Below are 25,928 nucleotides of genomic sequence, written 5' to 3'. Positions count from 1 at the left end.
AAGTTTACGATATATTTCTTCTGGCTCATACACCCTCCAGTCTTTGAGTCAGTTTATCAGTACCCGCTAAACTAGGCAAAGTTCCTTTGGTGGACTACTAGTGGGTCATTTGGTACAAGTACGGAAACTTAAATTCCTACACAGCAAGCTTTTCAGCCACTGGAAATGGCTATGTTCGAGGCAAATGACCCACTAGGAGATATTCAGTAAGGCTTGATTATCGATTTGCCGAGGATTTCCTGCCATGTCGATCGCACTAAATGTCTTCAAATAGCGACGAACTGAGTCAGGGAAGTGAGCAAAATCAAACAACGCATCCCCGTTAGCGATCTCTGCCCAGAAGTAGCGCAGAGCGGGTGCTAGAGCCTCTGCCTCAGCGATCGATAGGTTGAGTGGAGGTTGGCTCAACAGTTTGAACATGAAGTGAAAGGAGCGATCGCCCATCCATTCCCGTGAGAGTTGTTGCAGATCGGGAAAATCTGGGACTGCTACGACGCGATCGGACTCGACCTTGAGCCATCGCTGACCGTGATCGTCTTGATAAAAATGTAAGACCCGATAGGGATGGGGATAGCTCACTAGAGAACCAGTGGTGATTTCATAGATGCCGTCAGCGTGGGCGATATCCTGCACATGCAAATGCCCTGTGAAAATTAGAGGCACCTTTGCCGCTCGTAATAGCTGCAACAGTTTGTTAGCATTGCTCAGCATGTAACGTTTACCCATGCCGTGTTTGGACTGTCCGGGCAAATGTTCCAGCACGTTGTGATGAATCATCACTAAAATCAATTCTTCCTGGGCAGTGGCTAAGGTCTGCTCCAACCAGATCAATTGCTCAGTGTCGAGATGTCCCATCCCCAATTGTTTACCCTCGCCATCAAAATCGTTGGAGTTCAACCCAATCAACCGCACTCCCGGTACAATCTCATGGCTGTAATAGATCTGCTGTGCATTGTCATAGCCCATCTTTTCGTAATAGCCCGGAAACTCAGCAACCCCAATCGAGCGATGGCTGGCTTGACGCTCGACCACATCGTGATTTCCCGGCACAACATAGACGGGATAAGGCAGTTGGGCTAAGCGATCGGCTAGCCATGCGTGGTTGTCTGGTTCGCCATGTTGCGTTAGATCCCCCGGCAATAGCAAAAAGTCCAGATCCAGCAATTCCAGTTGGCTCAACACCTGTTCCAGAGCCGGAATGCTGACTTCTACTAAATGAAACCGTGTGGGATGATCCCAAATGGTGTGAGGCAACGCAATGTGAGGATCACTGATGATGGCAAAGCGAAAATCCAAGCGCATAGGTGCGTCAAGTGAGTGTACCTTCTATATTGTTATAGGTTCCTTGTTTGATTGGGGAAAGTTCTCTTGGCAATCGTCCGTGTCCGTCAGCATGTCAACCCGTTAAGTCGGAAGTATCAACAGCCTGTCACCCCTCCAGATTGGGAGAAAATCTATGCCAATCCGACTCAACCCCTACATCTTGACATTGGCTGTGGACGGGGGGTGTTTTTGCTGGAGATGGCACAGCAACAGCCTGAATGGAATTTTTTAGGGTTAGAGATCCGGGAGCCATTGGTAGACCAGGCAAACCAGTGGCGTGATGAGGTGGGGTTAACGAATCTGCACTACATTTTTTGTAATGTAACCAATTCTCTATCCCCACTTCTCGAATCATTGCAATTGAGGCAATTACAGTACGTCTCGATTCAATTTCCCGACCCGTGGTTTAAGAAGCGACATCAAAAGCGGCGGGTTGTGAAGCCTGAAATGGTGAACTGCCTGGCGCAGTATCTCATCCCAGGGGGAACGGTGTTCCTGCAATCCGATGTCCAGGAGGTAGCCGTGGAAATGGGCGATCGCTTTCAAGAGCACCCCGCCTTTGTCAAACAGGGCACAGCAGCTTGGCTGGATACGAACCCCTTACCCATAGCGACCGAGCGAGAACAATCTGTGCTGTCACGGGGGGAACCCGTATATCGAGCGGTTTTTGTCAGAAGGGATGCTTAAACCCAGGAAGGGAACCACTGCCGCAGTCGAAACTCTGCTGGGGAGAGGGGCAATCCCAAATAGAGGGGCAACCAGAATAGAAATGCGGCGATCACTAGAAAAATGATCGTAATGCTGGTGCCCTGTTTCCATCGCTCCGGGCTGTGTAACCACCGATCGCACAATAAAGCGATCGCTAACAGCGCAAACATGGACGATCCCATGTAGTGATAGATAAAGGTACAACGGCTGACTTTCATCCACGGCAACAGGTTAGCCGCCCAACCTAACACGAGATACAACATCAGCCAGGTAGTTGTATCTACCGTGATGCCCTTTGCATTTTGTCTAGCCACAACCGTTGCCCACGTCCAGGTCTGTTGCAAAACAGCTCCAACCATCAATAAAATCGCCGTACTGGAAAACCACCACAAGAACGGGTTGCCCAGCGCATGTACGTCATAAACAACTGCTGCCTGCTCCTGTGGAATCACCGTTTCGCCTACCGGAATGGGGTCGTTCATGCTGCGAGTCGTCTGATAGAAGTAGGCAACCGGACGCACCATATACAGCCAGCTATACCAGGGAGAGCAGTAGGGATGAGCATCCATGCCCCCGACCCGTGAGTGATAGTCGATCACCTGATGTTGCCATTCCCAAAAACTCGTACTGGGGTCAATTTGAATGTAGGGAATCCAACTAATGTAGTAGGTGACAGCAGGAACGAGAGCCAACCCAAACAAAACATGCCCGATATGGAGTTGAGTCAGCTTCTCTAGAGGATTGGTGCTGCGTGCCCCAGATAGCGATCGCCCCCGTCGTAGCCAATGCAAGATCCAGGCGATACCCCAGATCAAATAGGCACTCAACAAAAAGCCCAACCCATTCCACTTGATCCCAGCGGATGCTCCAAAACCAACACCTGCCAGTACAAGATAAACGAGAAACCAGGGCAAGTTTGATTCCTCTGAGGTGTGCTGTCGTACTTTGTGATTAACTGCCATTAACACAAATAGATGCCCCAACAGCCCAAATAGAATGAGATACACGTTGTTGAGGGCATAGCGAGACTCCACCAGGATCATCCCTTCCAGTGTGGCGAAGAGTCCGGCAATCAGGGCATAACTGCGGCGATGGGTAATTTGATAGGCGATCGCCGCAATCACCAGAGGAATAAACGCTCCCGTCAAGGCATTTACCCAGCGATAGCTAAACGTCGTCAGCATCATGCCTGCCAGGTCGTTGCTGTCGGCGGGATTACCCCAACCAAACCGTTGAGCGATCGCGATTCCAACGGCGATGATGTAATTCGTCAGAGGTGGATGCCCACCAAACTCCTGCCGATTTTGCAAAAATGCGGTTGCAAATTTGGCGTAATAGACTTCATCAAACACCAATGTGTTAAAGCGGCTTAACCCCCAAAACCGCAGGGCGATCGCCACCAGAAATAATACGGCTATGCTGACCCAAAACCAGGGAGTCAGACGGCTGTCATGTTTCGGATAAAGGCTCATGGAGCAAAAAAGCAGATCAACTCAACCCTTTCTTACCCTAGTGCATCTCATACCATTTCGGATTTTGGATTGCAGGATCTAATGGTTAAACGAAAAATGGGGCGCAGAGATCTTACCTCTACACCCCGATCTAACTATTCCCCAACTGTTTCAGCGAACAGCGATTTTATCGAACAGCGATCGCGCGATCGCCCACTCGAAAGCCTGTACCCGTTGTCACTCGTCCCATACTTGACCGATCATCCACATCGGTTAGTTCAATTTCTCCCACAGGGCTACTCAGTGTTCGTAGGACTTCACCTGTTTCGGGATCGGTGACTTGACGAGTAACCCGCTCAATAGAAATGGTCATCCCAACTCGGAATCCATCCTGGCTCCCGCGATTGATCACTACTTCCCTGCCAGCGACATCTGCCACCCGTGCCTCGATATTGGGCAAAGCGGGAGGCAGTGCAGCTAACCGAGTGGCTTCAACCTGAAAGTTGCTGGCTAACTGCTCGACCGCAGTATCAGCGGCATTGCTTAAAAGTTCATCAACATTACTTGTACTCGACCCAACTCGTACCAACCCACCCAACGAAAATCCACTGTTGCGTTGCGTGTCATCCCCTGCCCCCTCTGCAACCGCCAGAATTTCACCAGTGGTCGTGTTGACCATGCGGGCAGTCAGTTGAACCTCAGCCGTAACACGACGGTTGCTACTGCCAATACCCAAAATACCGACTCCCGATCGCCCCTCCTCGACGTTGAAGCGAGTTACCGATCCCAAAATAACAATGTCTGCTCCCAACATACGCCCAATCTGAGCCGCTGTATTCGCATCCACAAGACCCGCAGCAGCAAGACCCTGTTCAGCTAAGATGGCGTTGATCCGGCTACGCTCGATCATCACGTAGGCTCCCTGGCGAGTCAATTGATTAGTCAAGCGATCGCTGATGCCATCACTGGGACCAAACCCTCCAAACGCATTGAGCACCGAAGTTGTTGCGGCAAAGTCAAAATCTAGAACTGCAACCCGCAGACGATTTTGAGACTGTGCCTGAGCGATCGTGATTTCGTTGGCAGACGCAGCAGGCACAACAATAACGGGAACCCATACACTGGTTAGCAGTAACGCACTGCAAGTAGCACGAACTAGACAATTAAACGACATAAATGACTGAAGATTGCTTGAGAGGGAGATGACAACGAGTTGAACTCAGGTTCGTTTTGACACATAGAGCTCTGAACAACTTGAGAATAGAGGATAGACATAGGGGTCGAAAAACCGTATATCTATCCAATTTCAATCAGGTATTTTTTTAAATCAAAATAAATACGGATGCTTTTTTATACTCGTAGGGCAACGGTACGGAAAAAATTACGACTGGTTCCATATCGCCGATACAAACGATGGGTTTGTAGATGAGACTGAGACTCTAAGTACAACTCGTCGTACATAAGGGTGGGAATTTGGGGTGCAGGGGTGAAACCCCTGACTGGGGGCGCAGCCCCCCACACTCCCCTGGTTTTATTTCCAAACCCTATCTGTGAAAGCAGGACTAAGCGATGATGGTTAAAAGTTGAAGACTGTTCTCAGCGTTCCTGTGAAAATTGCGTCATCCCCTCGATTGCCGGGATCGGTAATCAGTTGCAGCATGGGAGTAACGCTGATGTTGTCGTTGATGGGCAGTTTGTAAAACAACTCATAGTTGGTCTGTGTGCTGTTAAAGAAGTTGATTACATCCTCTTCAAACACCAGGGGTTGCCCGATCGCAAACCCGCCCACTGCTCCTGGAATAAACAAATCTGACATCGTCACCCCTAGCGACCATGCCGACGGTTCAATGCCACCGGGAAAGTTGTAGGCGTACCCAAAGCGACCGAATACACCCAACTGTCCTAGGGTGAGTTGGAGGTTAGCTCCCACCGCATCGTAAGCCACATCTCCCTGAGCACCGCCGCTATATTGCAGGGCGATCGCCAGATCATCCAAAATTGCAAACTCTAATTCGACCACTCCCAGGTAGGGATCGCCAAACAAACCGCGCTGATTGCCGTCATTAGGAGTCACGGTGGCAATGGCAGCTTGTTCAGCTCGGTACACCGCTCGTAGCGTCAGAAAGTCAAGGGGATTCCAGCGCAAGGCTGCGCCCGCCCCTGGTGGGTCATTGGCTAACAGCAATTGATTGTTGACAAAGCCATAGGTTGAAAAATTATCTCCACTGTCATTAGCGTAACGGTTGCGATCGACATAGTCGGAGGCATAACCCTGAGCAAAAACAGCAAATGTCAGGTTTGGATTGGGCGCAAAATCATAACTTAATCGATTCAAGCGTACTTGGCTATCTGCATCCGAATATTCAAGTGCGCTGTTCGTTTGCAAAAATCCGCTAATCCCCTGAGCCGTCTCAACCGCTTCCACAGCCGTCTCAAAAATTTCCTGAGCCTCCAGGGGTGACACCCCTGCGGCTAAAGCAATGTCCCGTAAATTAGTAGCCAGGGTATCGCGAATCCCCTCGATGCTGTTTTGATTATTGAGTCGCAGTTGGGGAAAGTCATTCAGACTAGAACCACGCTGGTTGAGGGCTTGATCGGTAAGTTCATTCCCTGCCTCCACCAGATCATCCCGAAACTCCCCTTCATCACGCAACAGGTAGGCAGCAGCATCGTTATTTGCCCCACCTGTGCCCGTTTCCAACTGAGTTAACAATTGATCGGTGCCTGCAAAACTCGTGACTAGATTAAGCCGGACTCGACTCAACAGGACGAGGCTCGGATCATCAACACCTCCCTGCAACCCACCATTAAACGCCAAGATAGTTTGCCCACTCAGGCGAGTTGTTGTAGAAAACTGATTTGACTCTAGCTCAGCCGTCCGATTTTCTAAGTCCTCCATGCGACTCCGCACCGTCGCCAACTCCTCCGCAAAATCCTCCTGCAACCGTCGCAGCGTTGTCAGGTCTTCTGCCAGAGAAGGCTCAGCTAAGCTCTCATTGACCAACTCATTCACGCGATCGAGACAGGTGTTTAACGCCGCTGCAAACTCATACCGGGTGAGCGATCGCCCCCCTCGATAGGTGCCATCTGCATAACCACTAACGCAGCCATAGCGTTCCACCAGCGATCGCAATGCCTCATATGCCCAGTCAGTTGGCTGCACATCTGAGAGTTGAGCAACGGACGGAGATTGAGCGATGGTGTCTGGTTCCCAAGGTTGGGGGGAGAGGAGCGGGGATTGATTATCTGTGACAGATGAGCCAACTATGGATAAATCAACCTCCTCCGGTGGGGCAGGTGTGGAAGAATCAGCGGTGGCGATCGTAGCTGACAGCAGCACGCCAATGACCCCCAAAACTGGAGTCAACCCCAATTGACCTAAACTCATGCCAACACTCCTCACACTATCCCACATGAGTCCAAATGACTCAGGCTCATTTTAGTCGTTAAAGGATGAAGTAGTGAAAAAAGAAGAAGAGAGCTATAGCAACTGTCGAGGCAGTTGAGACAAGGGTATGTGGGGCTGCGCCCCCAGCCAGGGGTTCCACCCCTGCACCCCGAATTCCCACCCCTATTTACGACGAGTTGTACTAAGGTCGTTGAGTGGCGATCGCCATCCGAATACCCTGAATCTGGCGCAGTTGATCCATCACAGCGACCACCTGACCATGACTGACGTCGGTATCAGCATTAATCACCACGATCGAGTTTGTGTTGGCTTGAATGAGTGGCTGTACCTGAGCGTTTAACGCCTCCAATGAGATCGGTTGACGATTGAGTGACACATTGCCGTCGCGATCGATGGTTACAACAATCTGCGTTTGTGCCTGACTTTCAGCACTCACTGCCCCAGGTAAGTTGACCGGCAGCCCCTCTGACCGGGTTAGAAACAGGGTTGACAACACAAAAAAAGTCAGAATCGCAAAGATCACATCGATCATGGGGACGATGTTAATTTGTGGGGGAATGTCCGGTTCCTCAGGAAGGCGCATAGGGTGGAAATCCTCGACTTTGCTCATAGCGGCGGCGATAGAGCAATTCTATCTGTCCACCATACTCCTGGATCAGGGCGACTTGACGTTGATAAAGCCCACGAAACATGTTGGCAAACAGTAGTGTGAAAATCGCCACAATCAAACCTGCGGCGGTAGAAATCAATGCTTCACTGATCCCCGCTGTTACACCGGTGGCTTGAGTGCCCCCTAAATCCCCAATTTGGAGCGAACCAAAGGATTGAATCAGCCCCAGAATAGTTCCTAACAACCCCAGGAGAGGGGATACGCTGGTAACCGTATCAAACACAATGGTAAAGCGTTTGAGCAGAGGTAATTCAGCTTGAGCAGCACTCTCTAGAGCAATCCGAAACTCTTCCGGATCAGCCTGTTCTAACTCCAGTGCCGCTAAAAAAATGCGGGGAATCGGGAGATCGGCATTGCGCTCTAGAAACTGAAATGCCGCCTTCGCACTGCGCCGATAGAGAGCAAGTGCCTCTCGGATAACCTTATCCTGTCGTCGCGTTAGCTGGAGCCAGAAAAAAATCCGCTCCAGAATGAGAGCCATTGCCAGGATTGACAGTGCCAGGAGGGGAAACATTACAACCCCACCCGCAATGAACAAGTTGATGATGGACATGAATATGCACCAAACCGTTATCGGGTGCCCGGAAAATGGTCAATCTGAGCATACCCACTAAAAACCAGATTTTTCCCGTGAGTTTCGAGTCGATTGACCCTAAGCGTAACGCCATCGAGATCAAACCGATCCAAATCAACCATATTATCGAGGATTTGAGCAAATGCCATACTCAAAATTTCAGCCAGACTGAGCATCGAGTCTGGAATGGCATCGGGTTCAAATTTGGGATTTTTGAAGGAGATGCGCCGACGCTTTTCAACCGTGAGCGTAGCAGATAAGCTCAGGGGCACATCAGCCCGATTGGGAAGGTCTGTTTTTGCCATCAGCTTGATCTGATTATCGGGTCGCAACTCAACCTTGACATCCCGGAAGGAGATGGGTTCACCCCCCGACAAATTGGTGACTGCTTCCAAATCGACATTGACCAGACGCTTTTTCACCAATTCGGCAGTAAAAGCTCGATTGATGGCATCTTCAGTCAAAACGACCTGGGCAACAGCTTGAGTGGGCTGTTTGAGACGGATATTGCCACCGAGGATAGAACCGGGATCAATCGAGACAGCATCTGTTTCAAACGACATCTCTTCTACCAGAAAGTCGCGACGGATGACGAGATGACGACCCCACATTTTGAAACTATCAACACTGCCCTGCAACAGTTTGCTAGAGGGATTGCAGCGAATTTCGACATCCACAGTTTCACTTTGCGTGAATAGGTGGCGAATTGATTGACTGGCGACAGCGTTTAGCATACGCTCGCCGAAGTCACTAGAGCTACTTTTTGAGCCTGTCAAACCACCAAACATGAGGTCACTTGTAAGGACGAATCTTCAACAGTTGTAACAAAACATGAAGAAAACAGCAACAAAATACATTGATTAGTGAAGCTGAAATAATTTTCTTTACTTTTTTTAAACTAATCTATAAGCAAATGGAATGAAGTGACTGTGATCGTACAAGTAGGGGATCCATACTTTCAAAGGGCGGTTACAGAAGGTTTCTAACTCTTTTTGCTGGAGCAATCTAACAGCGATCGCCCGCTCTCATGGGCTATCTGCTTGATAAAGGGAGTGTAGAGCAATTACCATGCAAAGAGGTATGAATGCCTTTGATTTTTAACAGTTTTAATTCAATGCATGGCTCACACTGTCGAGTTCAATGCTTAAAACTGCTGAAACTGGGGTCGAAGCCTCTAATCTATTAAAGAGGAGTGATTTGATTCACCCCTCCTTTAGTCAATGAGGCAATTGCCTTTAAGTTGTTTGACACTGTAGTGGACGCTGAGTGTGCCCAAAGCTGGGATTATCTTTAATGATTTGAAGCCTGTTGCTTGTCGTGTTGCTGAGGAATTGAGGGACAAGCTGACTTCGCTTGGTTGGACTGTGGCTATGGCAACAGGAATCGGTGGGATTCTAGGTTACTCCCAACCCGATCGCCCCATTTGCCATACACCGATCGCCAATCTTGTACCACCTGGGTTTGATGAAGAGACACAGTTTGCGATCGTTCTGGGTGGCGACGGTACCGTGTTGTCAGCTTTCCGCCAAATTGCTCCCTGTGGCATTCCGCTGCTAACGGTCAACACCGGACATATGGGCTTTTTAACCGAAGTCTATCTCAATCAACTGTCGCAGGCGATCGAGCCGCTTCTAGTGGGCAACTATGAGATCGAAGAGCGAGCAATGTTGACGGTGCAACTGCTGCGAGATGACATTGTCCTGTGGGAGGCGTTGTGTCTCAACGAAATGGTGCTGCATCGGGAGCCGTTGACCAGCATGTGCCATTTTGAGATTGAGATTGGCAAACATGCCCCAGTGGATATCGCAGCGGATGGGGTGATTATTTCGACCCCGACTGGCTCCACGGCTTATTCCCTCTCAGCGGGTGGTCCTGTAGTGACACCGGGCGTGCCTGTGTTGCAACTTGTGCCAATCTGTCCCCATTCGCTGGCATCACGGGCACTGGTCTTTGCGGACAGTGAACCTGTGACGATTTTTCCTGCGAATCCTAACCGTCTGGTGATGGTGGTCGATGGCAATGGTGGTTGTTATGTCTTACCAGACGATCGCGTGAGGGTACAGCGATCGCCCTATGTTGCCCGGTTTATCCGCTTGCGCTCTCCTGAGTTTTTCCATGTGTTGAGAGAAAAACTGGGTTGGGGGTTGCCCCATGTGGCTAAGCCAGCCTCGGTAGAGCTTCCCTAAGATACGGCTATAAATCCACAATCCTAAGCAAAAAAAAGGGGCGATCGCCCCTGACGCCTATGACCCTTGAAAAAGACCGGGCATTACTTGCCCAGTTCAAGCTCGGTGGCAACAGTGGGATTGCGCTTCAGCATGAAGACAGCGACCACGATCCCGACGATCGCCAGTAGCCCGGTGATGTAGAAGAAGGACGTATAGCTGCCGAACAAATCACGGATGCGTCCCACCGTCAATGTCCCCAGCAACGCACCTGCACCAAAAGCGGTAAAGACGATGCCGTAGTTCTTGGCATAGTCCGTAGAGCGAAACAGGATCAGCGTTGAAGTAGGGGCGATCGCCAACCAACCGCCAAAGGAGAAAGTAATCAAGCAAAACGCGGTCAGGTAGGTTGCAACACTGCCTTCACCCGCACTCAGCATCATGATGGAGGCGATGATCACCAGCACGTAACAGGCGATCGCCGCATTCTTGGGGGTGAAGCGATCGGCGACCCATCCAAAAAAGGGACGGCCCAAGCCGTTAAATACAGCAAACAGTGAAACCGTCCAGGCTGCCATCCCGGCATCTAACTTGACAATCTCCTGTCCGACGGGGCTAGCGATCCCGATCGCGGCAAGACCCACAAAAGTGCCAATGATGAAGCAGACCCATAGCCCATAAAAAGTGCGGGTTTGCATCATCGGTGTGCCGTCTCCTGTGACTGCCAGCGTTCTTGCTGGAGGTTGCCACCCGCCAGGTTGCCAGTCTGTCGGCGGATATTTCATGGTGGTTGAAGCCAGCAGAACGATCGCCGTAAAAGCAATTCCAAAAATGAGGAGCGTCGCCTTCCAGCCATCGGGCGGATATGCCGCAATCAGATTGCGAGCGAGGGGTGCAGTGACCAGGGGAGAAAGCCCAAAGCCAATCACTGTCGTACCTACGGCAATTCCTTTCTTGTCGGGAAACCACTTGGCAGTTACCGCTAGCGGTACACCGTAGGTGATACCAACCCCAATTCCGGCAATTACCCCATAGGTGAGAACGAGAGCAGGAATGCTATGGGCAAAGCTGGAGGCAAGATAGCCAATGCCCATGATCACTCCACCAATCGCTGTAATTCGCCGTGGACCAAATCGCTCAATGTAGTACCCAGTAACGGGCATCAAGACCGAAAAGACCACCAGCAACGTTGTGAAGGGCAGTAGACTCTGAGTTGCTCCTACCTCCAAACTTGTTTCGATCGGCTTCCGAAAAATACTCCAGGAGTAAGCCGTACCCAGGCAAAGCAAAACCGCAATTCCAAGGGGAATCAAAAACCACCTGCCCCGTTCGGCAGGAAGACCAAATAATTTAACGTTGCCCATAAAAATTTAGATGCTAGTCGGTATTTTCTCCATAGAAACAGTAATTACTTTCAGACTACTGTCTCTATCGGAAGAGGGATATATTTCTATCTACTCATGATTCTTTATTCATTGATAAAATATAATAGAAAACTCCGTGAGCATAGATAAAAGTCTATATACTAGCAAACTAGATTTTGGGAGAAGTGTGAGAAGGAAAGGATGAAGGATGAAATGAAGCTTTTTTATCCTTCATCCTTCATTCTTTATCCTTCTCTAACGATTCACCGTGCTCATGTCGGCATAGCGATCGCCCAGTGCGCTACCTTTAGGAGCAACTCGCTCGATACGAGCCAAATCCTCTGGAGCTAGAGTAATTTCAACGGCTCCAACGTTTTCTTCTAAATAGGTGCGACGTTTGGTGCCGGGGATAGGAACAATGTCGTCTCCTTGCGCCAGTAGCCACGCCAGAGCTAATTGACTTGGAGTAGTGTTCTTCTCAGCGGCGATCGCCTTAACCTGCTCCACCAGTTCCAGGTTTTTAGCGAAGTTTTCGCCCTGAAAACGAGGAGCTTTGCGGCGATAGTCATCCTCTGCCAGGTCTTCAGGTTTGGTGATGGCTCCCGACAAAAAGCCTCGTCCCAATGGGCTGTACGCCACAAAGCCAATCCCCAACTCCCGCACTGTCGGCAGCACTTCATCTTCGGGATCGCGGCTCCACAGGGAGTATTCGGTTTGCAGTGCGGTGATCGGATGAACCGCGTGTGCCCGTCGAATTGTGGCTGGAGCCGCTTCAGACAGACCCAGATAACGAACTTTGCCCTGCTGCACCAGTTCTGCCATAGCTCCGACCGTGTCTTCGATGGGAACGGTGGGATCAACCCGATGCTGGTAATACAGGTCAATTACGTCTACCCCCAGTCGTTGCAGCGAGGCATCGCAGGCTTGCCGCACATAATCGGGTTTGCCACTGATGCCCAACCAACCACCATCCTCAGAGCGGACATTGCCAAATTTAGTGGCAAGTATCACCTGATCGCGGCGATCGCGAATCGCTTGACCGACCAACCGTTCATTGGTGAAGGGACCATACATATCTGCGGTATCGAGAAAGGTGACGCCCAAATCCAGGGCATGGTGCAGAGTGGCGATTGCTTCCTGTTCATCGCGACCACTATAGAACTCGGACATACCCATGCAGCCGAGTCCTAGTTCTGAAACAATGAGTCCTTGAGTGCCAAGTTTGCGTGTTTTCATGAGGTTTCTCCTGAGTAATGGTTAGCGTTCTTGTTCTGTAGGGCGAATCAAAATCTCATTCACATTGACGTGGGGTGGCTGCGTAACTGCATAGGCGATCGCGGCTGCAATGTCCTCACTGTCCAGATTTTTGACAGAGCCATAAAACCCCAGTGCAGCTTCCTTTGCCATGGGATTGGTGATGTGCTGCGGCAGTTCCGTGGCGACCAACCCTGGCTCGATGATCGTGACCCGGATATTGCTCTGGTAAACCTCTTTCCGCAGCGACTCCGAAAAGGCTCCCACTGCCCACTTAGTGGCGTTGTACACGCCTGTATTGGCACTCGCAATTCGACCTGCCACCGAGGAGATGTTGACGATGTGTCCGATGCCCTGTGCTTTCATCAGAGGCAATACGGCATGGGTGGCATACATCAACCCCAACACATTCACGTTAATCATGCGTCGCCAATCTTCGGTGTTTGCGCCTTCAATGGGACCCAACAACATAACCCCAGCGTTGTTGACGAGAATATCGACTCTGCCAAATTTGGCATGGGTTTGCTGCACCATATCGTTGACCTGTGCTTCGTCAGCTACATCGGCGGTGATGGTGAGCACCTGCCCTCCTTTCTCGGTGATGCGGCTTGCGAGTGTCTCTAAGCGATCGCTTCGACGGGCGGCGATCGCCACACTTGCTCCTTCTGCTGCCAGAGCCAGAGCGGTGGCTTCACCAATACCAGACGAGGCTCCAGTCACGATCGCCACTTTGCCTTTCAATTTGTCAGACATGATTTCTGCTCCTAAATTTAAGGTGATAAACGTGGATTAAACGCTCAAAGCTTGGTGGAGATGTATTCGGCGTAGGTTGGGGTGGGATAGTGAGCGGAGGCGATCGCCAATCCTGCCTGAGTCAGCATCCCTTCTAAAATCCAACCGAAGGTAGTGTATTCCTCACGAATGTGAGTTTCAAAATCCTGCATCGTCCATCCTTCTGCAACTGGTTTCGCCATCCGTTGAATCCAGTCATTTAAGTGGGTTTGATAGTCAGACGGGGCAAAAGAAAACACGACATCTCGCAAATAAAACGTACCGTTCTGCTTGAGCATCGTAACCATTCGCTGAAACGCGACCATCTTCCAGAAGTCGGGGAGATGATGCAACGCAAATTTACTGACGATGAAGTCAACGGGTACAGCGGTGTGCTCGTACGTGAGAAAACCTGCCTGATGAAACTGAATGTTTGTTGCTCCAGAAGACTCAGCTTTGCGTTGCGCGTAAGTCAACATATTCTGTGACACATCGATCGCAAAGACTTGAGCACCAGCTAATGCCGCTTGAATGGCAAATGTGCCCGTACCGCAACCCAAGTCGATAACAGTGTGACCTCCAAATATACCCAATTGAGTGATTAAAGCTTGCTCTGTTTCAGGAGTGGAAGAACGCTGATTGCGATCGTAGGTTTCAACCTGAGTGGGATCTTCGAAGTCAGTCCCAACGTGCTGAAACTCGTTGTAGAGCCAGGGTGGAGAGTGGGGCATAAGGAGTAGAGAAGGGGAAAAGATGAAGGGAGGCAATACATCAAAAATGATCGAACCATCGTTTTGACTCTTCTAAAAGTCTTCGTAGGATGCTTGCTGTTTGATGGCTACTATTTCTTCCATCAGATCTAGACGTAACTGCTGTAAGTTATCCATTTGTTCTTCAACCTCTTCCAATTCCACTAGAAGGACAGCTAAAGTTTTGTCTTCACGCTTATCCAATAACCACAAACGATACTGTTCGTCATCAAAAGGTGTCGGTTTTTTTGAATCATTGTTACTACTCACTAAGTTGTGAAAATTTTCTTCTTTGATTACATGAGTGTTTGTGTGAGTTCTGGAAGAGCAACCTGTTGGCATTCGTAATCTCCTTTCAACAAAAGCAATCTATGAGATGTTTATTTCATCCTTGAAGGTGATCCATCTAACTCTTTTCAACCTCGCTTCGCTGAGGGGGAAATACCATAGGTGTTGGGAATTTAACCTGTAGTAGCAATTGAGGAAATTAGTCTTATCGAGACGGTTGATCCCGTTCAGCAAAAACCTGTTGAGCAATGGCAATACCATTCAGCGCAGCCGGAAACCCGGCATATACTGCCATTTGCAAAATCACCTCAACAATTTCTGCACGACTGCAACCCACATTGAGAGCAGCATGGATGTGAACTTTAAGTTGTGCTTGAGCAGTCCCCATTGCCGTGAGAGCCGCGACAGTCGCGATTTCCCTAGATTTCAAGTCCAGTTCTGGGCGCGAGTAGACATCTCCAAACGCAAACTCAATAATGTAACGTCCTAAATCAGGTGCGATCGCCTTGAGACTTTCAATCACTCGTTCTCCCGCTTCACCATCAATCTCCTGAAGCTTTGCCCACCCTCGCTGATAGCGATCGCCAGCCATGGATTCTGAAGATTGAGGCGATCGCTCCTGTTGGACCCCAGAAGCGACACGGTTATGCAAATCAGTTTGAGAAGAATGCATTGTTTAATATCCTTTACGTCAACGTCAGAAAGGAAATACAACGTTACTCACGAATTCTAAAGATTCAGGGTTGAATATTGCGTACTTAACTTATATCGTCTAGAAACAACCTTTACGTAAACGTCAGATTTTAGCTAAAAGGAATTAGCTTTCGGCCTGAGCATCAATCCACTGTTGAATGCGATCGATGTTGCTCTGCAAATCAGAACGAAATTGAATCAATGCCTGAATTTTTTCATCAGTATCTTGAAGGTGACCCTTGAGGATCTCCACAATTTTGCGTTTACCTTGAACGCGAGTCGGGTCAGCATAGTAGACGGGCATGACATCGGCGATTTCTTCCAACGTCAACCCTAACTCTTTGAAGGCGTGAATCTTTTCTAAACGCTCCAGTTCAGTTTCGGTATAATAACGAAACCCTTTACCCTCACGTTCGCTGGGTCCGAGTAGCCCTAAACTCTCGTAATAGCGAATGGTGCGAGGGGTCACGCCTGCCAGCTTAGCCAATTCTCCGATACGCATTTTGTTGTTCACATCAATAGTTGTATCACGACTTTAACGTTAACGTCAACTTGCTGCGATGTTCTCTTCTGCAAAAAGAATAGTTAACCTCTCTCGACAACAAATTATTGGTGTTGTTAGATTTGAGCAGTTTTCACCAAGAAGAGAATATGTTTAAGTCAAAATGGAGTCGGAGAGTTGGTGCAGCTATTGCAAGCCTTCCAGCGATCGCGTTAGTCGCAACAACACAGGCACTTGCCGCTGATAAGTTTGGAGCGATCGCTTACTCTGAGGCAACCGGGGGATACGGCTACTCCCGCGACTACCCAACGCAAGGTGATGCAGAAATACGAGCATTGAACGAGTGCGAAGCTCATTCGGGTAGCAGCGATTGTCAAGTGTTGCTGTGGTTTCGCAATGCCTGTGGTGCTTTAGCGACGGCTTCTAATGGAGCCTATGGGTCAGGTTGGGGCATCAATCGTTCGATTGCAGAAGGCTATGCGGTTGAGACATGCAGTGCCTACGGTGCTGACTGTGCTCCCATCATGTGGGTTTGTACCTCTCGGTAAAGCAATCAAAAAGTACTTGAAATTCCCAGATTCCTCAACCATCTGGGAATCGAGGCTACTTCTGAAGGCGTAGAGGGAGGAGCCGACCCGAAAGGCTCTGGAAGTACAGTCCACCAACGGTGATTAAAAAAAGAAAATAGGCGATCGCCTGCACTTGATAGAGCCGTTGAGTGTAACCAAATAGAGCACTGAGAATCAATCCAGGGAATTGGTCATCGGGCAGGAAGGCTGAGAAATCCCATACGAGCGGACCCAAAATACAAGAGTGAACGCGGGTGAAGTGTTCATAGTAGAAACAGAGAGACGCAGAGGCGCGATCGCGACCTGCCAAAATAGCCATGACTGCATCAGCGTGTCCTAACGTGGTAATGACCAATCCTGCTACGACTAGCAACAACAAAACCCCCATGACCTGAAAAAACAATCGCAGATTGAGTTTGACGCCCCACTTAAACAAAGCAATACCAATCACAGCAGCCGTAACTAATCCAGCAAATGCCCCCAATGCAGGCAGCATTCCCTGCTGAAACTTGGCAGCAATGAAAACAATCGTTTCAAACCCTTCACGCAAAACCGCGATAAAAATCAGGCTAAAGATACCCCAAGCTGCACTAGCATGGTTGCTCAATGCCTGAGTGACTTCCCCTTCAACCAACATTCGCATTGAGCGGGCTTGCTGAGTCATCCAGATCAACATCCAACTCAGCAACACAATTGCGATCGCACTAAATCCAGCTTCTAAAAGGGGTTCTGTAGCAGGACTGGCAGATCCGAGGGCACGGATGATCCAGCCAAATAGTAAGCCAATCAAAGCACTAACTAGAACCCCTGCCGCTAACCCCAGATAAACCCAGGAATTGAGTTGAGTGCGTTTGGCTTTTTGCAAACACGCCAGCACAATGCCCACGACAAGTGCCGCTTCTACACCTTCTCGCAGCGTGATGATAAAAGAGGGAAGTATCAGACTCAGATTCATATGGATTAGCGGATTGAAGCAGATTCAATAACCGGGGTGCTGGTTGTTTCAAAGCGTTTGACCTGATTTGCAACGTCATCTGCTGCCACTACAGGAGTCGTCGGGGGAATAGGTTGAGGCCACGCTGCAAACAAGCCAGAAAGCTCAGAGTTGAGGGTTCGAGCGACTTCCTCATTCTCTTCAGTTAGTTTGGTTTCAATTGACCTGAAGAGGGTGTCTTTGGAATATTCGACAAACCCGCGTGAATCTTGATATTCAATCTCCGCCGTAATTTTGCCATCGCTGATCGAAGCTGTGTATTCAGCCGCTGCTGTGTCTAACATACCGTTGATGACTTGCAACACAAAAGCGGGGGATTGGCGTTGCTCTGCGGGAAGAACGGCGATCGCCTCATCAATGGCTTTGTTCGCTGCCTCAAACGCCGATTGTACTTGTGGATCATTGGGTTTAGAGCGTACTAGCTCCTGCACCTGAATCAGCCCCTCACTAAAATCAGATACACCGCGTTCGGGCAACTGCTCAGCAATATCGACATAAATTTCTTCAACAGGGTGACCCAGGTGCGGTTCTGCTTTATCGGGAAAGCCCAGTTCTAACAACTGTCCTGCAATGATCATGTGCCCCTTCATCAAGCCCAACTTCAGCAGGTAATCGACATCTCTGGCTTCTCCCGTTAGAACAATTTCTTCAACCGTTATCTGGTCTTGAATTTGAGCAAACTGCTCCTGCGTTAAAACACCTTTGCTAACCAGATCGGCAGGGCTGCCGTAGGGGCGACTAGCTTGAATCTGGTGGGACAACGCAGGAATGCCCAGTTCCGCCTCTAGTTTGTCTAACTCTGACAAAATTGCGGTGTTGATATTGATTTTGCGATCGCCACTATCGGTTGTGGTATCAGTTGCCGCCGGGCTAGTCACAGCAGGGGGTAACGCGACATCAGACGGTCTTGAACTGGCACAATTATTTAGACCAATTGCCAAACACGCGATCGTGATTGCAATCATCAAATATCGAAGCACTCGCATTTTATCTCTCCATCAATACACAGCTTTTATAGGGTTTATCCCCTTAAATCCCAGTTCCCTTGCCCGTAGCATCCCCCTGAGAGGGGAAGGGGTTTACCTAAAGGTGATTTTGTTGTTGTGGAGGTTTACTCACTCCACAAAACTACAGAGCATCATTATTTTGCAATCGTTACCATTACAGGATTCATCTTGCTACTTTTGAGAATTACTGTCAACTATATTGAAAACGATTCTTAACTAGAAGCTATTTCAGAAGGACAAAAGAATATAGCTTTGGTCAGAAAGCTTAAGGCAAAGGCAATGGCTCAAACCCTGACGCTGGGAAAGCTGCCTGACTCGCCTCCGCACCATCAAATGTGGCTACGGCTATAGAGCACAATAAGGATCGGTTCAAACTCCTTGATCGCCTCAACTGCTCTCTTCTTCTCAAAATCTTGTGAGGATCTTGTGAGGATCTCATGAGTGTGCGCTCATTCCTCTATTTTTTGTTTCTTTGTAGTGCGTTACGGTGAGCTAACAGCACCCTGCAATTGCTTTCTCTTCACCTCTTCACGCTTTCACTGCTTTATCCGCTGACCACGCTAAAACGCCCCATACAACCAGCTTCAGCAATTACATCTTGATGGGGATGAAACATAAATTCTCCAGTGTAACGGCTACTAAACTCCAAAATGTGCCGTTCAGCAGTTCCCATCGTCACTACATCTGTTTCTACGGTTGGTTCTAACGTTCTCCCAGTGGGATACACACGAAACAGATTGGCGTGCAGGTGAAATGTCGCAGCAACATCAAACTCAATCATATTCAACACATACAACCGCACCAATTGATTCTGCTGAATTGGAATTGGGTGCTGCATGTAGTAGTTAGGAATGCCATTAAAAGCGTACAACTCGTTGTGCCCGTCCTCATTGGTGTCATAGCCTGCCATGATCAACACCATTTCATCCGCAGGAGGGCGATCGCGCGGTGGGTCGATGATAAACATGCCATACAATCCTTTCCCAATGTGGCGCGTGACTGGGGCAATGTGGCAGTGATAGAGATGCACACCAAATGGCTCAGCATCAAACTCGTAGATAAAGGCAGTGTCATTGCGGATCGGGCGAATTCCATCCATTTCAGGTGGGTGGATGCCGTGAAAGTGTAGCGAATGGGAGTGTCCACCCCGATTCATAAACACCACCCGAACGCGATCGCCCTCCCGTGCCCGTAAGGTCGGTCCTGGCACCTGCCCATTAAAACACCAGGAAACAAACGACACCGCACTGTTGAGTTGAATCGGTTTAGTGCCTACCTCAATCTGAAATTCGCGGATGGTACGTCCATTTTCCTGTTTGACCGTGCCGTAATCAAACTGCCGCAACGTTTGCATCGGAAAGATACCGTCAATACCCGCCATCGCCTCCTGAGGAATCGGGGGAATCTTTATTGAGGAGCGAGATTGAAGTTGATTGAGGGCGATCGCTGCCCCTCCTAACCCCACCCCTGCTAATCCAGCCTGGAGGAGTCGTCGTCGAGTCCAATGAGTATTTTTTTCGGGTGCAAAAGGGTTTGGCATGGAAGATACAACACAAATTGAGAAATGGGATCATCATTCTTCCCCGATCGCAGCATAGAGAATCAATTACTTATTGTCAAATATTCTCAAGAAGCTTTAGGGGTAGAGGAGTGAGGGGCGAGAAGAATAACCATTGACCATTGACCATTGACCATTGACCATTGACCATTGACCATTGACCATTGACCATTGACCATTGACCATTGACCATTGACCATTGACCATTAACCTAGAAACGGCAATGTTAGGATAAGGGCAATAGCTCCTGTTGAGATATTTCTATGGCAAATCCCTCTCAGACAACCTCTAACATCTTGATCAGCCTTGGCACTGTACCTGTCTTAGCGGTGTTGTTAGGCAGTAAAGCTCTTGCAGAGTTGATGCAGCAGGTGGGAGAAGCCAGTGAAGAGCTATTTCGGGGCGATCGCCTACCTGTTCTACATTTCCATGCGGAGTCAGACGACCCCACAACTGAGTCTGAGTAGTGTTTGAGAGCGTCACCCATGAATAACACTCAACACCAACAGGCGATCGAACATTTTCGTCAGGGCCGTTATGCTGAGGCGATCGACCTGTACGAGCAATATTTGGACGAAGAGAACTCAGATGAGGCTGAGCCATCTCAATATTGGTATCTGGGCATGGCATTGTTGCTTCATCAGCAACCGTTAGAGGCAGAAGCCATCTGGTTATCTGCGATCGCTCCCGCTCATCCGGATCAGGTTGACGCATTGGTGCAAGATTGGGCAAGGACATTATTCAAAGAAGCATTTCACTTTCAAACGACAAATCAACTACCAGAAGCAGAACTGCTCTATCAGCAAATCTTGCAGCAGATTCCTAACTCGGCAGAGACTTACGAAAACCTGGCGATCGTGTTGGTGGGTCAGGGTAAGTTAGACGAGGTTGAAGTTTTGGTGCAGTCAGCGACAGAACTCCAAGACGAACATCCAGAGTTAGCACAAAAAATTAATGGTTTGTTGCAGTACGCGAAGGATAATCCTGTTCCAAAAGCCATTTATAAGCCAGAGGTGTTTTATGTCGATACGCTGGATGCTGCAAAAGGCATTATTTTAACGCCAGAAGAGGGAACCACCACTGAAGAACGCTGGCAGATTGAAACTCCCTATCTGGCTGAGCAGTTGGGTTTAGAATTACACCCAAAACCCAATGATTTAATCCTTGATTTTGGGTGTGGCATCGGTCGGTTAGCCAAGGAAGTCATCAACCGTTACGATTGCCTGGTTTTGGGCGTAGATATGAGTCAGCAAATGTTGCAATTTGCGATTGACTACGTCGCCTCACCCAAATTCATGACCTGCTCACCCGTTGCGCTCGATCGCCTGATTCAAAATGGTCTGCGGGTGGATCACGCCTATAGCACTTGGGTAATTCAGCACTGCCATGATCCACATCTGGAATTGGCTCGAATTAAGCAAGTTCTCAAACCCGGTGGACGATTTTACATCGTCAATGCCTACTATCGTTGTGTGCCGTCTAATTTGGGTTGGGTAGATGATGACATTGATGTTGCAGCACTATTGCGAAGCGAGTTTCAAGAACTTAGCTGCACCGCTTTGCCAGAAGCTATTACCACCCCAGAACTAGCCCAAAATTGCTTTTGTATGACGGTAAGAAAAAAAGAAGAGTGAAAAAAGAAAACGAAGGTCGATGGAGATATTAGATTAATGGGTTAGTGGTCAATAGCCCATAATTAATGGTCAATAGTTCAGCCAACAGCTTCGCCAAACACCTCAAAATTAACCCTTAACCATGGACAATTGACGATTAACGACCAAGCTCACCGAACGCTGATAGCTTTGAATACTCAGCCGACCAGCTTGCGGCGTCCCGGTGCAGCGACTTGTTAGCTGGCGTTGCTACAGATACAAGACTGTTCGTAGTCCATCATCTATCTCCTCCTGCAAGTCGTTTGGTAAGGAACCAATACACTCAACCAAGAACGTTTTATCGACTGTGAGAATTTGAGATACATTAGCGACGGAATCCCTAGATAAGCCTGTTGCTCCTTTCGGTAACAGTACATTGCCTGGGGCTTCTGCCAACCGAATATTTGAAGTGATAATGACAACGATAACTGTACTGATACGGCTTTGATTAAAGGTATCATCCTGAACGACTAAAACAGGACGACGGTATCCAGGCTCTGAACCTACTGGATCAGGTAAATTCGCCCACCAAATTTCTCCCCGATACATTACCAATCCTCACGAGGGAGAGACATAAATTGCATTTTTGCCGCTATAGGCTCTAGTTCAGAAGACTCCTGTGAGTAAACTTGGTTCAGCTTGTGCAAGATTTGATTACGATTGTGCTTTTTCAAATACGCTTGTAACGCTTTCGTGTAAAGTTCGCTGCGTGACAAGCCCAACTGCTGAGCCAGTGCTTCCGCCTCATCAAAAACTGAATCTGGAAGGGAAATTGCAGTTTTCATAATGACCTTAACTGTAATTCCTACTCTTCAGTTATACCCTGGTTATACCGGAACTGCAAGAACTAGCCCAGGCAACTCAATCAGATAACCTTGCCTATACGTCCTGACCAGAAACGTAGCGGGCTAACTATTCTTAGACTGAACTTTTCCGCATAAGATCCCAAATGCGCTACTTATGCCGATTATTTCCACACAATAGGCAGATCAAGCTAGATAGCGAGAATCTTTCCGCATAATTTCAGATTCCCATTTGGGATTAGCAGATGCACCTGAAGGTGTTGGCTTTACTCAACTACAAATTCTGATTGGGTGATGGAAAGCTCTCTCACAAAGGCACGCTTTGATTCTTATCGATCGCCCCATTTTCTCTCATACGTTTGTGTACATTCCTACGGGATAATTGCCCTGTCTCTATCAGCGATCGCACATCTATTCAGCGCAAAGAATAAGACCTCATTGCGAAGACAACTCACACTAACTCTTTTTTCTCTCTTCTCTCTTCTTTTCTCTCTTCTTTCTTCTCTTTTTTCCTCAACCAAATCGTCCTTCAACGTAATCGCGAGTGCGTTCTTGAGTGGCTGCGCGGAAGATTTGCGCCGTTGGACCAAACTCAATCATTTGTCCGATGCGACTCTCATCTGTGCTGAAAAATGCAGTGTAGTCAGACACGCGGGATGCCTGTTGCATATTGTGGGTGACGATGACAATGGTGAAGTCTTTTTTGAGTTGGTGAATCAGTTCTTCAATCTTCATCGTGGCGATCGGGTCGAGTGCAGAACAGGGTTCATCCATCAGCACCACCTTAGGCTTGATCGCCAGTGCACGAGCAATACAAAGACGTTGCTGTTGACCACCCGATAACCCCAACGCTGATTTGTTGAGGTGATCCTTCACTTCATCCCACAGTGCCGCTCCTTTGAGGGACGATTCTACGATCGCATCCAGTTCTGCTCTCGATTTTCCACCCGCCACCCGCACGCCATAGGCCACGTTTTCATAAACGCTCATGCTAAACGGGTTAGGTTTTTGAAACACCATGCCGATCTGCCGACGCAACCGATTTAAGTTGACCTTACTGCTATACAGGTCTTGCCCAAAAAACTCAACTTTGCCCTCAACTCTGACCGTGGTTTCAAGTTCGCCAATACGATTGAGGGATTTGATAAAGGTTGACTTACCACAACCAGAGGGACCAATAATGGCAGTCACTTTGTTTTGCGCGATGTCCATTGAGATTCCCTCTAGCACTTTACGAGTGCCATAGTAGAAGCTCAAATTTTGCACACGCATAGCTGGAGAAATATCCATATCTGAGTCTTCGGAGTGGAGAGTGTCGGTTGATGCACCTGTTGAATTGAGGGAATGGGAATCGGATGACATACGTTATCAATCTTTAGCGAGAAGTGGATCGTTGACGAGTAACCAAACGAGAGAGAATGCTGGTGAGCAGGACTAGCCCAACTAAAACGAGAGATGCTGTCCAGGCCATCTGGTTTTGCTCCACAAATGGAGAATTGGCGTAGTTATAAATCAGAACGGACATCGACGGCATGGGGCTAAACAATCCCCCTGGTAAAGGATCGGGCCAGTTTTGGCTAAACAGGGCTGTAAAGAGTAAGGGAGCCGTTTCACCTGCTGCACGCGCAATAGCGAGAAGAATGCCTGTCGTGATACCTGGCAACGCGGAGGTAACGACCACTCGCAACGTCGTTTGCAGACGGTTGGCTCCTAATGCAGACGAGGCAAGCCGTTGATTGGTGGGAACAAGCTTCAATGCTTCTTCAGTTGAGAGAACGATGATGGGCAACATGACGACTGCTAAGGCAAAGCTACCGGCGATCGCTGAGAACTGTTTTGTCGTGAAGACAATGACCCCGTAGGCAAACACCCCAACAACGATCGAGGGCACCCCACTCAACACCGTTACTATAAACCGAATCGTTTCTGTGACGGCTGCTTTCTGCCCAAATTCCGACAAAAAGATAGCAGCTAACATCCCCACAGGCACACTGAACAGAGCGGCCAAACCCACCATGATAAAGGTGCCGACGATAGCATTCCCAAACCCATTGGATACGTCTTCCATCCCAATAGGAGCAGGCAAGGAGACAAGCACTTCCCAGCGCAGATTGGGTAAACCCTGTTTGAGAATCTCAACCAACACGGCACCCAGAGGTAAAAGGGCGATCGCTGCCAACACAAACGCGAGCGTCGTCATGCCAATGCTGAATAAGCGACGCTTCATGGGTAAAGGACTACTCAGGTCATTCACCGGATCGTTTTCGAGGGGGGAAACAGATAACGGAGGCGAATTTGTCATGGTGGAATACTTAAGGATGAATCAATGAGAAGCACAAGTATGGATTGATGATTAACTCTCCCGTAAATTCGGACTTAAAAACCGCACCATTAACACTGCAATGATATTAACAACGAGTGTCAACACGAATAGGATAAGTGCGAGATACATCAGAGCACCAATGTGTAAATCATCCAGTGCCTCAGCAAATTGATTAGCTAACAGCGATGGGATGCTGGAAGCAGGGTCGAGTAAAGAAATACTGATCAGTGGTGAGTTACCAATCACCATCGTGACCGCCATCGTCTCTCCCAGGGCTCGCCCTAGTGCCAGGGTAGCTGCTCCCAGAGTGCCGGACAATCCAGCGGGCAAAATGACTCGGAAAATGGTTTCCCAACGGGTTGCTCCTAACGCCCCGGAGGCACTGCGTAACTCACCGGGCACTGCAATTAAGACCTCGCGGCTGATCGCTGCCATGGTTGGCAGGATCATAATAGCCAGAATGACACCTGCGGGCAGTAGCCCTGGCCCAAACGGTTCAGTACTGAAGAGGGGAATCCACCCTAACGTGTTATGCAGCCAGAGCGTGATCGGCAACAGGAAGGGGATCAATACAAAAATGCCCCACAACCCAATAATTACGCTGGGAATAGCAGCAATTAACTCAACCAGAAAGGCAATGGGCGATCGCACCCAGGGAGGCAAAAAATTCTCACTCGTAACCAGTGCCACTGACAATCCAATCGGAATGGCGATTAGAAGGGCGATAGTGGATGTGGCAAGTGTGCCATAAATGTAGGGCAACGCTCCAAACAGCAGGGCTCCCACATCCCACTCCTGACTCCACAGGAAGCCTATCCCAAATTCTTGAATTGCAGGAAATGCCTGTTGAAAGATCACGACCGTCATCCAAACCATGATGGCGATCGTACAAAATGCAAAAAGCCGGACTAGCCAGGTAAAGGCAACGTCAAGCCACAACCCTTCATCCTCAGTGCTGGTTAAGTCAAGAGAACTGGTGTTTTGCAAGTCTTCAGGAGTTCCAGCAGTCATATCAAGGCTCCAACCGTAAACAGCACGAGTAAATTTGATCAAGAGATGGAGAAGGGCACGGGTTAAACCGCGCCCTAAAAGATTATCAAG

General features: G+C 48.9%; 28 protein-coding genes. 5 read left to right on the top strand and 23 right to left on the bottom strand.

Going from position 1 to position 25,928, the window contains the following annotated elements:
* Positions 1-192: 192 nt before the first annotated feature.
* A complete protein-coding gene (locus tag H6G89_RS26350) occupies positions 193-1,302 on the bottom strand; it encodes a metallophosphoesterase family protein (protein WP_190512211.1) in 1,110 nt (369 codons plus the stop codon).
* Positions 1,303-1,368: 66 nt separating this feature from the next.
* On the opposite strand from H6G89_RS26350, the gene trmB reads away from it, so the two are divergent.
* Positions 1,369-2,010, top strand: coding sequence for a tRNA (guanosine(46)-N7)-methyltransferase TrmB (gene trmB / locus H6G89_RS26345; protein WP_190512210.1), 642 nt, complete (start codon positions 1,369-1,371; stop codon positions 2,008-2,010).
* Here the strand turns inward: trmB and H6G89_RS26340 are convergent.
* From H6G89_RS26340 to H6G89_RS26315, 6 genes are all read right to left on the bottom strand, one after another.
* Positions 2,007-3,503, bottom strand: a complete 1,497-nt coding sequence (locus tag H6G89_RS26340) for a dolichyl-phosphate-mannose--protein mannosyltransferase (RefSeq protein ID WP_190512209.1) — start codon at positions 3,501-3,503, stop codon at positions 2,007-2,009. The genes trmB and H6G89_RS26340 overlap by 4 nt on opposite strands.
* 166 nt (positions 3,504-3,669) lie before the next feature.
* Entirely contained in the window at positions 3,670-4,656 is a 987-nt protein-coding gene (locus H6G89_RS26335; RefSeq protein ID WP_190512202.1) for a CsgG/HfaB family protein, read from the bottom strand.
* A gap of 402 nt (positions 4,657-5,058) precedes the next feature.
* Positions 5,059-6,870, bottom strand: coding sequence for an iron uptake porin (locus H6G89_RS26330; RefSeq protein WP_242060126.1), 1,812 nt, complete (start codon positions 6,868-6,870; stop codon positions 5,059-5,061).
* A 202-nt stretch (positions 6,871-7,072) separates the two neighbouring features.
* Complete coding sequence (locus H6G89_RS26325; protein ID WP_190512198.1) at positions 7,073-7,474, bottom strand: ExbD/TolR family protein; 402 nt, start codon at positions 7,472-7,474, stop codon at positions 7,073-7,075.
* Positions 7,461-8,114 carry a MotA/TolQ/ExbB proton channel family protein gene (locus tag H6G89_RS26320; RefSeq protein ID WP_190512196.1) on the bottom strand — a complete coding sequence of 218 codons (654 nt, stop codon included), beginning with the start codon at positions 8,112-8,114 and terminating at the stop codon, positions 7,461-7,463. Before H6G89_RS26320 ends, H6G89_RS26325 begins: the two co-directional genes overlap by 14 nt.
* A gap of 17 nt (positions 8,115-8,131) precedes the next feature.
* Positions 8,132-8,923, bottom strand: a complete 792-nt coding sequence (locus H6G89_RS26315) for an LmeA family phospholipid-binding protein (protein ID WP_190512194.1) — start codon at positions 8,921-8,923, stop codon at positions 8,132-8,134.
* A 480-nt stretch (positions 8,924-9,403) separates the two neighbouring features.
* On the opposite strand from H6G89_RS26315, the gene H6G89_RS26310 reads away from it, so the two are divergent.
* Positions 9,404-10,321 carry an NAD(+) kinase gene (locus tag H6G89_RS26310; RefSeq protein WP_190512192.1) on the top strand — a complete coding sequence of 306 codons (918 nt, stop codon included), beginning with the start codon at positions 9,404-9,406 and terminating at the stop codon, positions 10,319-10,321.
* Between the two features lie 83 nt (positions 10,322-10,404).
* On the opposite strand, the gene H6G89_RS26305 is transcribed toward H6G89_RS26310, so the two are convergent.
* The 7 genes from H6G89_RS26305 to H6G89_RS26275 all read right to left on the bottom strand — a co-directional run bounded on the left by H6G89_RS26305 (position 10,405) and on the right by H6G89_RS26275 (position 15,921).
* Entirely contained in the window at positions 10,405-11,664 is a 1,260-nt protein-coding gene (locus tag H6G89_RS26305) for an L-lactate MFS transporter (RefSeq protein ID WP_190512190.1), read from the bottom strand.
* Between the two features lie 255 nt (positions 11,665-11,919).
* Entirely contained in the window at positions 11,920-12,900 is a 981-nt protein-coding gene (locus tag H6G89_RS26300) for an aldo/keto reductase (protein WP_190512188.1), read from the bottom strand.
* A 21-nt stretch (positions 12,901-12,921) separates the two neighbouring features.
* Entirely contained in the window at positions 12,922-13,671 is a 750-nt protein-coding gene (locus tag H6G89_RS26295; protein WP_190512186.1) for an SDR family NAD(P)-dependent oxidoreductase, read from the bottom strand.
* Between the two features lie 44 nt (positions 13,672-13,715).
* Entirely contained in the window at positions 13,716-14,420 is a 705-nt protein-coding gene (locus H6G89_RS26290; RefSeq protein ID WP_190512184.1) for a class I SAM-dependent methyltransferase, read from the bottom strand.
* Positions 14,421-14,492: 72 nt separating this feature from the next.
* The gene (locus tag H6G89_RS26285; protein ID WP_190512182.1) at positions 14,493-14,780 is read right to left on the bottom strand and encodes a hypothetical protein; all 288 of its coding nucleotides are present in this window, start codon (positions 14,778-14,780) and stop codon (positions 14,493-14,495) included.
* A 151-nt stretch (positions 14,781-14,931) separates the two neighbouring features.
* Positions 14,932-15,399 carry a carboxymuconolactone decarboxylase family protein gene (locus H6G89_RS26280; protein ID WP_199336942.1) on the bottom strand — a complete coding sequence of 156 codons (468 nt, stop codon included), beginning with the start codon at positions 15,397-15,399 and terminating at the stop codon, positions 14,932-14,934.
* Between the two features lie 144 nt (positions 15,400-15,543).
* A complete protein-coding gene (locus H6G89_RS26275; RefSeq protein ID WP_190512180.1) occupies positions 15,544-15,921 on the bottom strand; it encodes a MerR family transcriptional regulator in 378 nt (125 codons plus the stop codon).
* Positions 15,922-16,070: 149 nt separating this feature from the next.
* Here H6G89_RS26275 and H6G89_RS26270 point away from each other — a divergent pair, with 149 nt between their 5' ends.
* Complete coding sequence (locus H6G89_RS26270) at positions 16,071-16,469, top strand: DUF4189 domain-containing protein (protein WP_190512177.1); 399 nt, start codon at positions 16,071-16,073, stop codon at positions 16,467-16,469.
* A gap of 55 nt (positions 16,470-16,524) precedes the next feature.
* Here H6G89_RS26270 and H6G89_RS26265 read toward each other — a convergent pair whose 3' ends face one another.
* From H6G89_RS26265 to H6G89_RS35905, 4 genes are all read right to left on the bottom strand, one after another.
* Complete coding sequence (locus tag H6G89_RS26265) at positions 16,525-17,445, bottom strand: FTR1 family iron permease (RefSeq protein WP_190512175.1); 921 nt, start codon at positions 17,443-17,445, stop codon at positions 16,525-16,527.
* Between the two features lie 5 nt (positions 17,446-17,450).
* Entirely contained in the window at positions 17,451-18,470 is a 1,020-nt protein-coding gene (locus H6G89_RS26260; RefSeq protein WP_190512173.1) for a helix-hairpin-helix domain-containing protein, read from the bottom strand.
* Positions 18,471-19,035: 565 nt separating this feature from the next.
* The gene (locus tag H6G89_RS26255) at positions 19,036-20,031 is read right to left on the bottom strand and encodes a multicopper oxidase domain-containing protein (RefSeq protein WP_190512171.1); all 996 of its coding nucleotides are present in this window, start codon (positions 20,029-20,031) and stop codon (positions 19,036-19,038) included.
* Between the two features lie 86 nt (positions 20,032-20,117).
* On the bottom strand, positions 20,118-20,249 hold the full coding sequence (locus H6G89_RS35905) for a hypothetical protein (protein WP_255519512.1): 132 nt from the start codon (positions 20,247-20,249) through the stop codon (positions 20,118-20,120).
* A gap of 63 nt (positions 20,250-20,312) precedes the next feature.
* On the opposite strand from H6G89_RS35905, the gene H6G89_RS26250 reads away from it, so the two are divergent.
* Together H6G89_RS26250 and H6G89_RS26245 are read left to right on the top strand one after the other, a co-directional pair.
* Positions 20,313-20,516: a hypothetical protein gene (locus H6G89_RS26250; protein ID WP_190512161.1), complete on the top strand. Its 204-nt coding sequence runs from the start codon at positions 20,313-20,315 to the stop codon at positions 20,514-20,516.
* Between the two features lie 18 nt (positions 20,517-20,534).
* Positions 20,535-21,683, top strand: coding sequence for a methyltransferase domain-containing protein (locus H6G89_RS26245; RefSeq protein ID WP_190512159.1), 1,149 nt, complete (start codon positions 20,535-20,537; stop codon positions 21,681-21,683).
* A 228-nt stretch (positions 21,684-21,911) separates the two neighbouring features.
* On the opposite strand, the gene H6G89_RS26240 is transcribed toward H6G89_RS26245, so the two are convergent.
* The 5 genes from H6G89_RS26240 to pstC form a co-directional block, all read right to left on the bottom strand.
* On the bottom strand, positions 21,912-22,250 hold the full coding sequence (locus H6G89_RS26240; RefSeq protein WP_242060125.1) for a type II toxin-antitoxin system PemK/MazF family toxin: 339 nt from the start codon (positions 22,248-22,250) through the stop codon (positions 21,912-21,914).
* A complete protein-coding gene (locus H6G89_RS26235; protein ID WP_190512155.1) occupies positions 22,250-22,486 on the bottom strand; it encodes a hypothetical protein in 237 nt (78 codons plus the stop codon). The genes H6G89_RS26240 and H6G89_RS26235 overlap by 1 nt, the downstream gene beginning before the upstream one ends.
* A 531-nt stretch (positions 22,487-23,017) precedes the next feature.
* A complete protein-coding gene (pstB, locus tag H6G89_RS26230) occupies positions 23,018-23,794 on the bottom strand; it encodes a phosphate ABC transporter ATP-binding protein PstB (RefSeq protein WP_190512219.1) in 777 nt (258 codons plus the stop codon).
* An 85-nt stretch (positions 23,795-23,879) separates the two neighbouring features.
* Positions 23,880-24,806, bottom strand: a complete 927-nt coding sequence (gene pstA, locus H6G89_RS26225) for a phosphate ABC transporter permease PstA (RefSeq protein WP_190512153.1) — start codon at positions 24,804-24,806, stop codon at positions 23,880-23,882.
* Positions 24,807-24,857: 51 nt separating this feature from the next.
* On the bottom strand, positions 24,858-25,838 hold the full coding sequence (gene pstC, locus H6G89_RS26220; RefSeq protein WP_190512151.1) for a phosphate ABC transporter permease subunit PstC: 981 nt from the start codon (positions 25,836-25,838) through the stop codon (positions 24,858-24,860).
* Between the last annotated feature and the right edge of the window lie 90 nt (positions 25,839-25,928).

The organism is Oscillatoria sp. FACHB-1407 (assembly GCF_014697545.1).
Taxonomy (GTDB): Bacteria; Cyanobacteriota; Cyanobacteriia; order Elainellales; family Elainellaceae; genus FACHB-1407.
The sequence above is the reverse complement of the archived record's forward strand: the minus strand, read 5'-3'. Positions and strand labels throughout refer to the sequence as shown.

Coding starts and splice junctions, on each gene's coding strand:
- H6G89_RS26275 (WP_190512180.1), bottom strand. CDS start 15,921: ATGCGTATCGGAGAATTGGCTAAGCTGGCAGGCGTGACCCCTCGCACC.
- H6G89_RS35905 (WP_255519512.1), bottom strand. CDS start 20,249: ATGGTCAATGGTCAATGGTCAATGGTCAATGGTCAATGGTCAATGGTC.
- H6G89_RS26245 (WP_190512159.1), top strand. CDS start 20,535: ATGAATAACACTCAACACCAACAGGCGATCGAACATTTTCGTCAGGGC.
- H6G89_RS26265 (WP_190512175.1), bottom strand. CDS start 17,445: ATGAATCTGAGTCTGATACTTCCCTCTTTTATCATCACGCTGCGAGAA.
- H6G89_RS26240 (WP_242060125.1), bottom strand. CDS start 22,250: ATGTATCGGGGAGAAATTTGGTGGGCGAATTTACCTGATCCAGTAGGT.
- H6G89_RS26255 (WP_190512171.1), bottom strand. CDS start 20,031: ATGCCAAACCCTTTTGCACCCGAAAAAAATACTCATTGGACTCGACGA.
- pstA (WP_190512153.1), bottom strand. CDS start 24,806: ATGACAAATTCGCCTCCGTTATCTGTTTCCCCCCTCGAAAACGATCCG.
- H6G89_RS26270 (WP_190512177.1), top strand. CDS start 16,071: ATGTTTAAGTCAAAATGGAGTCGGAGAGTTGGTGCAGCTATTGCAAGC.
- H6G89_RS26260 (WP_190512173.1), bottom strand. CDS start 18,470: ATGCGAGTGCTTCGATATTTGATGATTGCAATCACGATCGCGTGTTTG.
- H6G89_RS26250 (WP_190512161.1), top strand. CDS start 20,313: ATGGCAAATCCCTCTCAGACAACCTCTAACATCTTGATCAGCCTTGGC.
- H6G89_RS26350 (WP_190512211.1), bottom strand. CDS start 1,302: ATGCGCTTGGATTTTCGCTTTGCCATCATCAGTGATCCTCACATTGCG.
- H6G89_RS26235 (WP_190512155.1), bottom strand. CDS start 22,486: ATGAAAACTGCAATTTCCCTTCCAGATTCAGTTTTTGATGAGGCGGAA.
- H6G89_RS26320 (WP_190512196.1), bottom strand. CDS start 8,114: ATGTCCATCATCAACTTGTTCATTGCGGGTGGGGTTGTAATGTTTCCC.
- H6G89_RS26335 (WP_190512202.1), bottom strand. CDS start 4,656: ATGTCGTTTAATTGTCTAGTTCGTGCTACTTGCAGTGCGTTACTGCTA.
- H6G89_RS26290 (WP_190512184.1), bottom strand. CDS start 14,420: ATGCCCCACTCTCCACCCTGGCTCTACAACGAGTTTCAGCACGTTGGG.
- H6G89_RS26305 (WP_190512190.1), bottom strand. CDS start 11,664: ATGGGCAACGTTAAATTATTTGGTCTTCCTGCCGAACGGGGCAGGTGG.
- H6G89_RS26340 (WP_190512209.1), bottom strand. CDS start 3,503: ATGAGCCTTTATCCGAAACATGACAGCCGTCTGACTCCCTGGTTTTGG.
- H6G89_RS26285 (WP_190512182.1), bottom strand. CDS start 14,780: ATGCCAACAGGTTGCTCTTCCAGAACTCACACAAACACTCATGTAATC.
- H6G89_RS26325 (WP_190512198.1), bottom strand. CDS start 7,474: ATGCGCCTTCCTGAGGAACCGGACATTCCCCCACAAATTAACATCGTC.
- H6G89_RS26280 (WP_199336942.1), bottom strand. CDS start 15,399: ATGCATTCTTCTCAAACTGATTTGCATAACCGTGTCGCTTCTGGGGTC.
- H6G89_RS26315 (WP_190512194.1), bottom strand. CDS start 8,923: ATGTTTGGTGGTTTGACAGGCTCAAAAAGTAGCTCTAGTGACTTCGGC.
- H6G89_RS26295 (WP_190512186.1), bottom strand. CDS start 13,671: ATGTCTGACAAATTGAAAGGCAAAGTGGCGATCGTGACTGGAGCCTCG.
- H6G89_RS26330 (WP_242060126.1), bottom strand. CDS start 6,870: ATGAGTTTAGGTCAATTGGGGTTGACTCCAGTTTTGGGGGTCATTGGC.
- pstC (WP_190512151.1), bottom strand. CDS start 25,838: ATGACTGCTGGAACTCCTGAAGACTTGCAAAACACCAGTTCTCTTGAC.
- pstB (WP_190512219.1), bottom strand. CDS start 23,794: ATGGATATTTCTCCAGCTATGCGTGTGCAAAATTTGAGCTTCTACTAT.
- H6G89_RS26300 (WP_190512188.1), bottom strand. CDS start 12,900: ATGAAAACACGCAAACTTGGCACTCAAGGACTCATTGTTTCAGAACTA.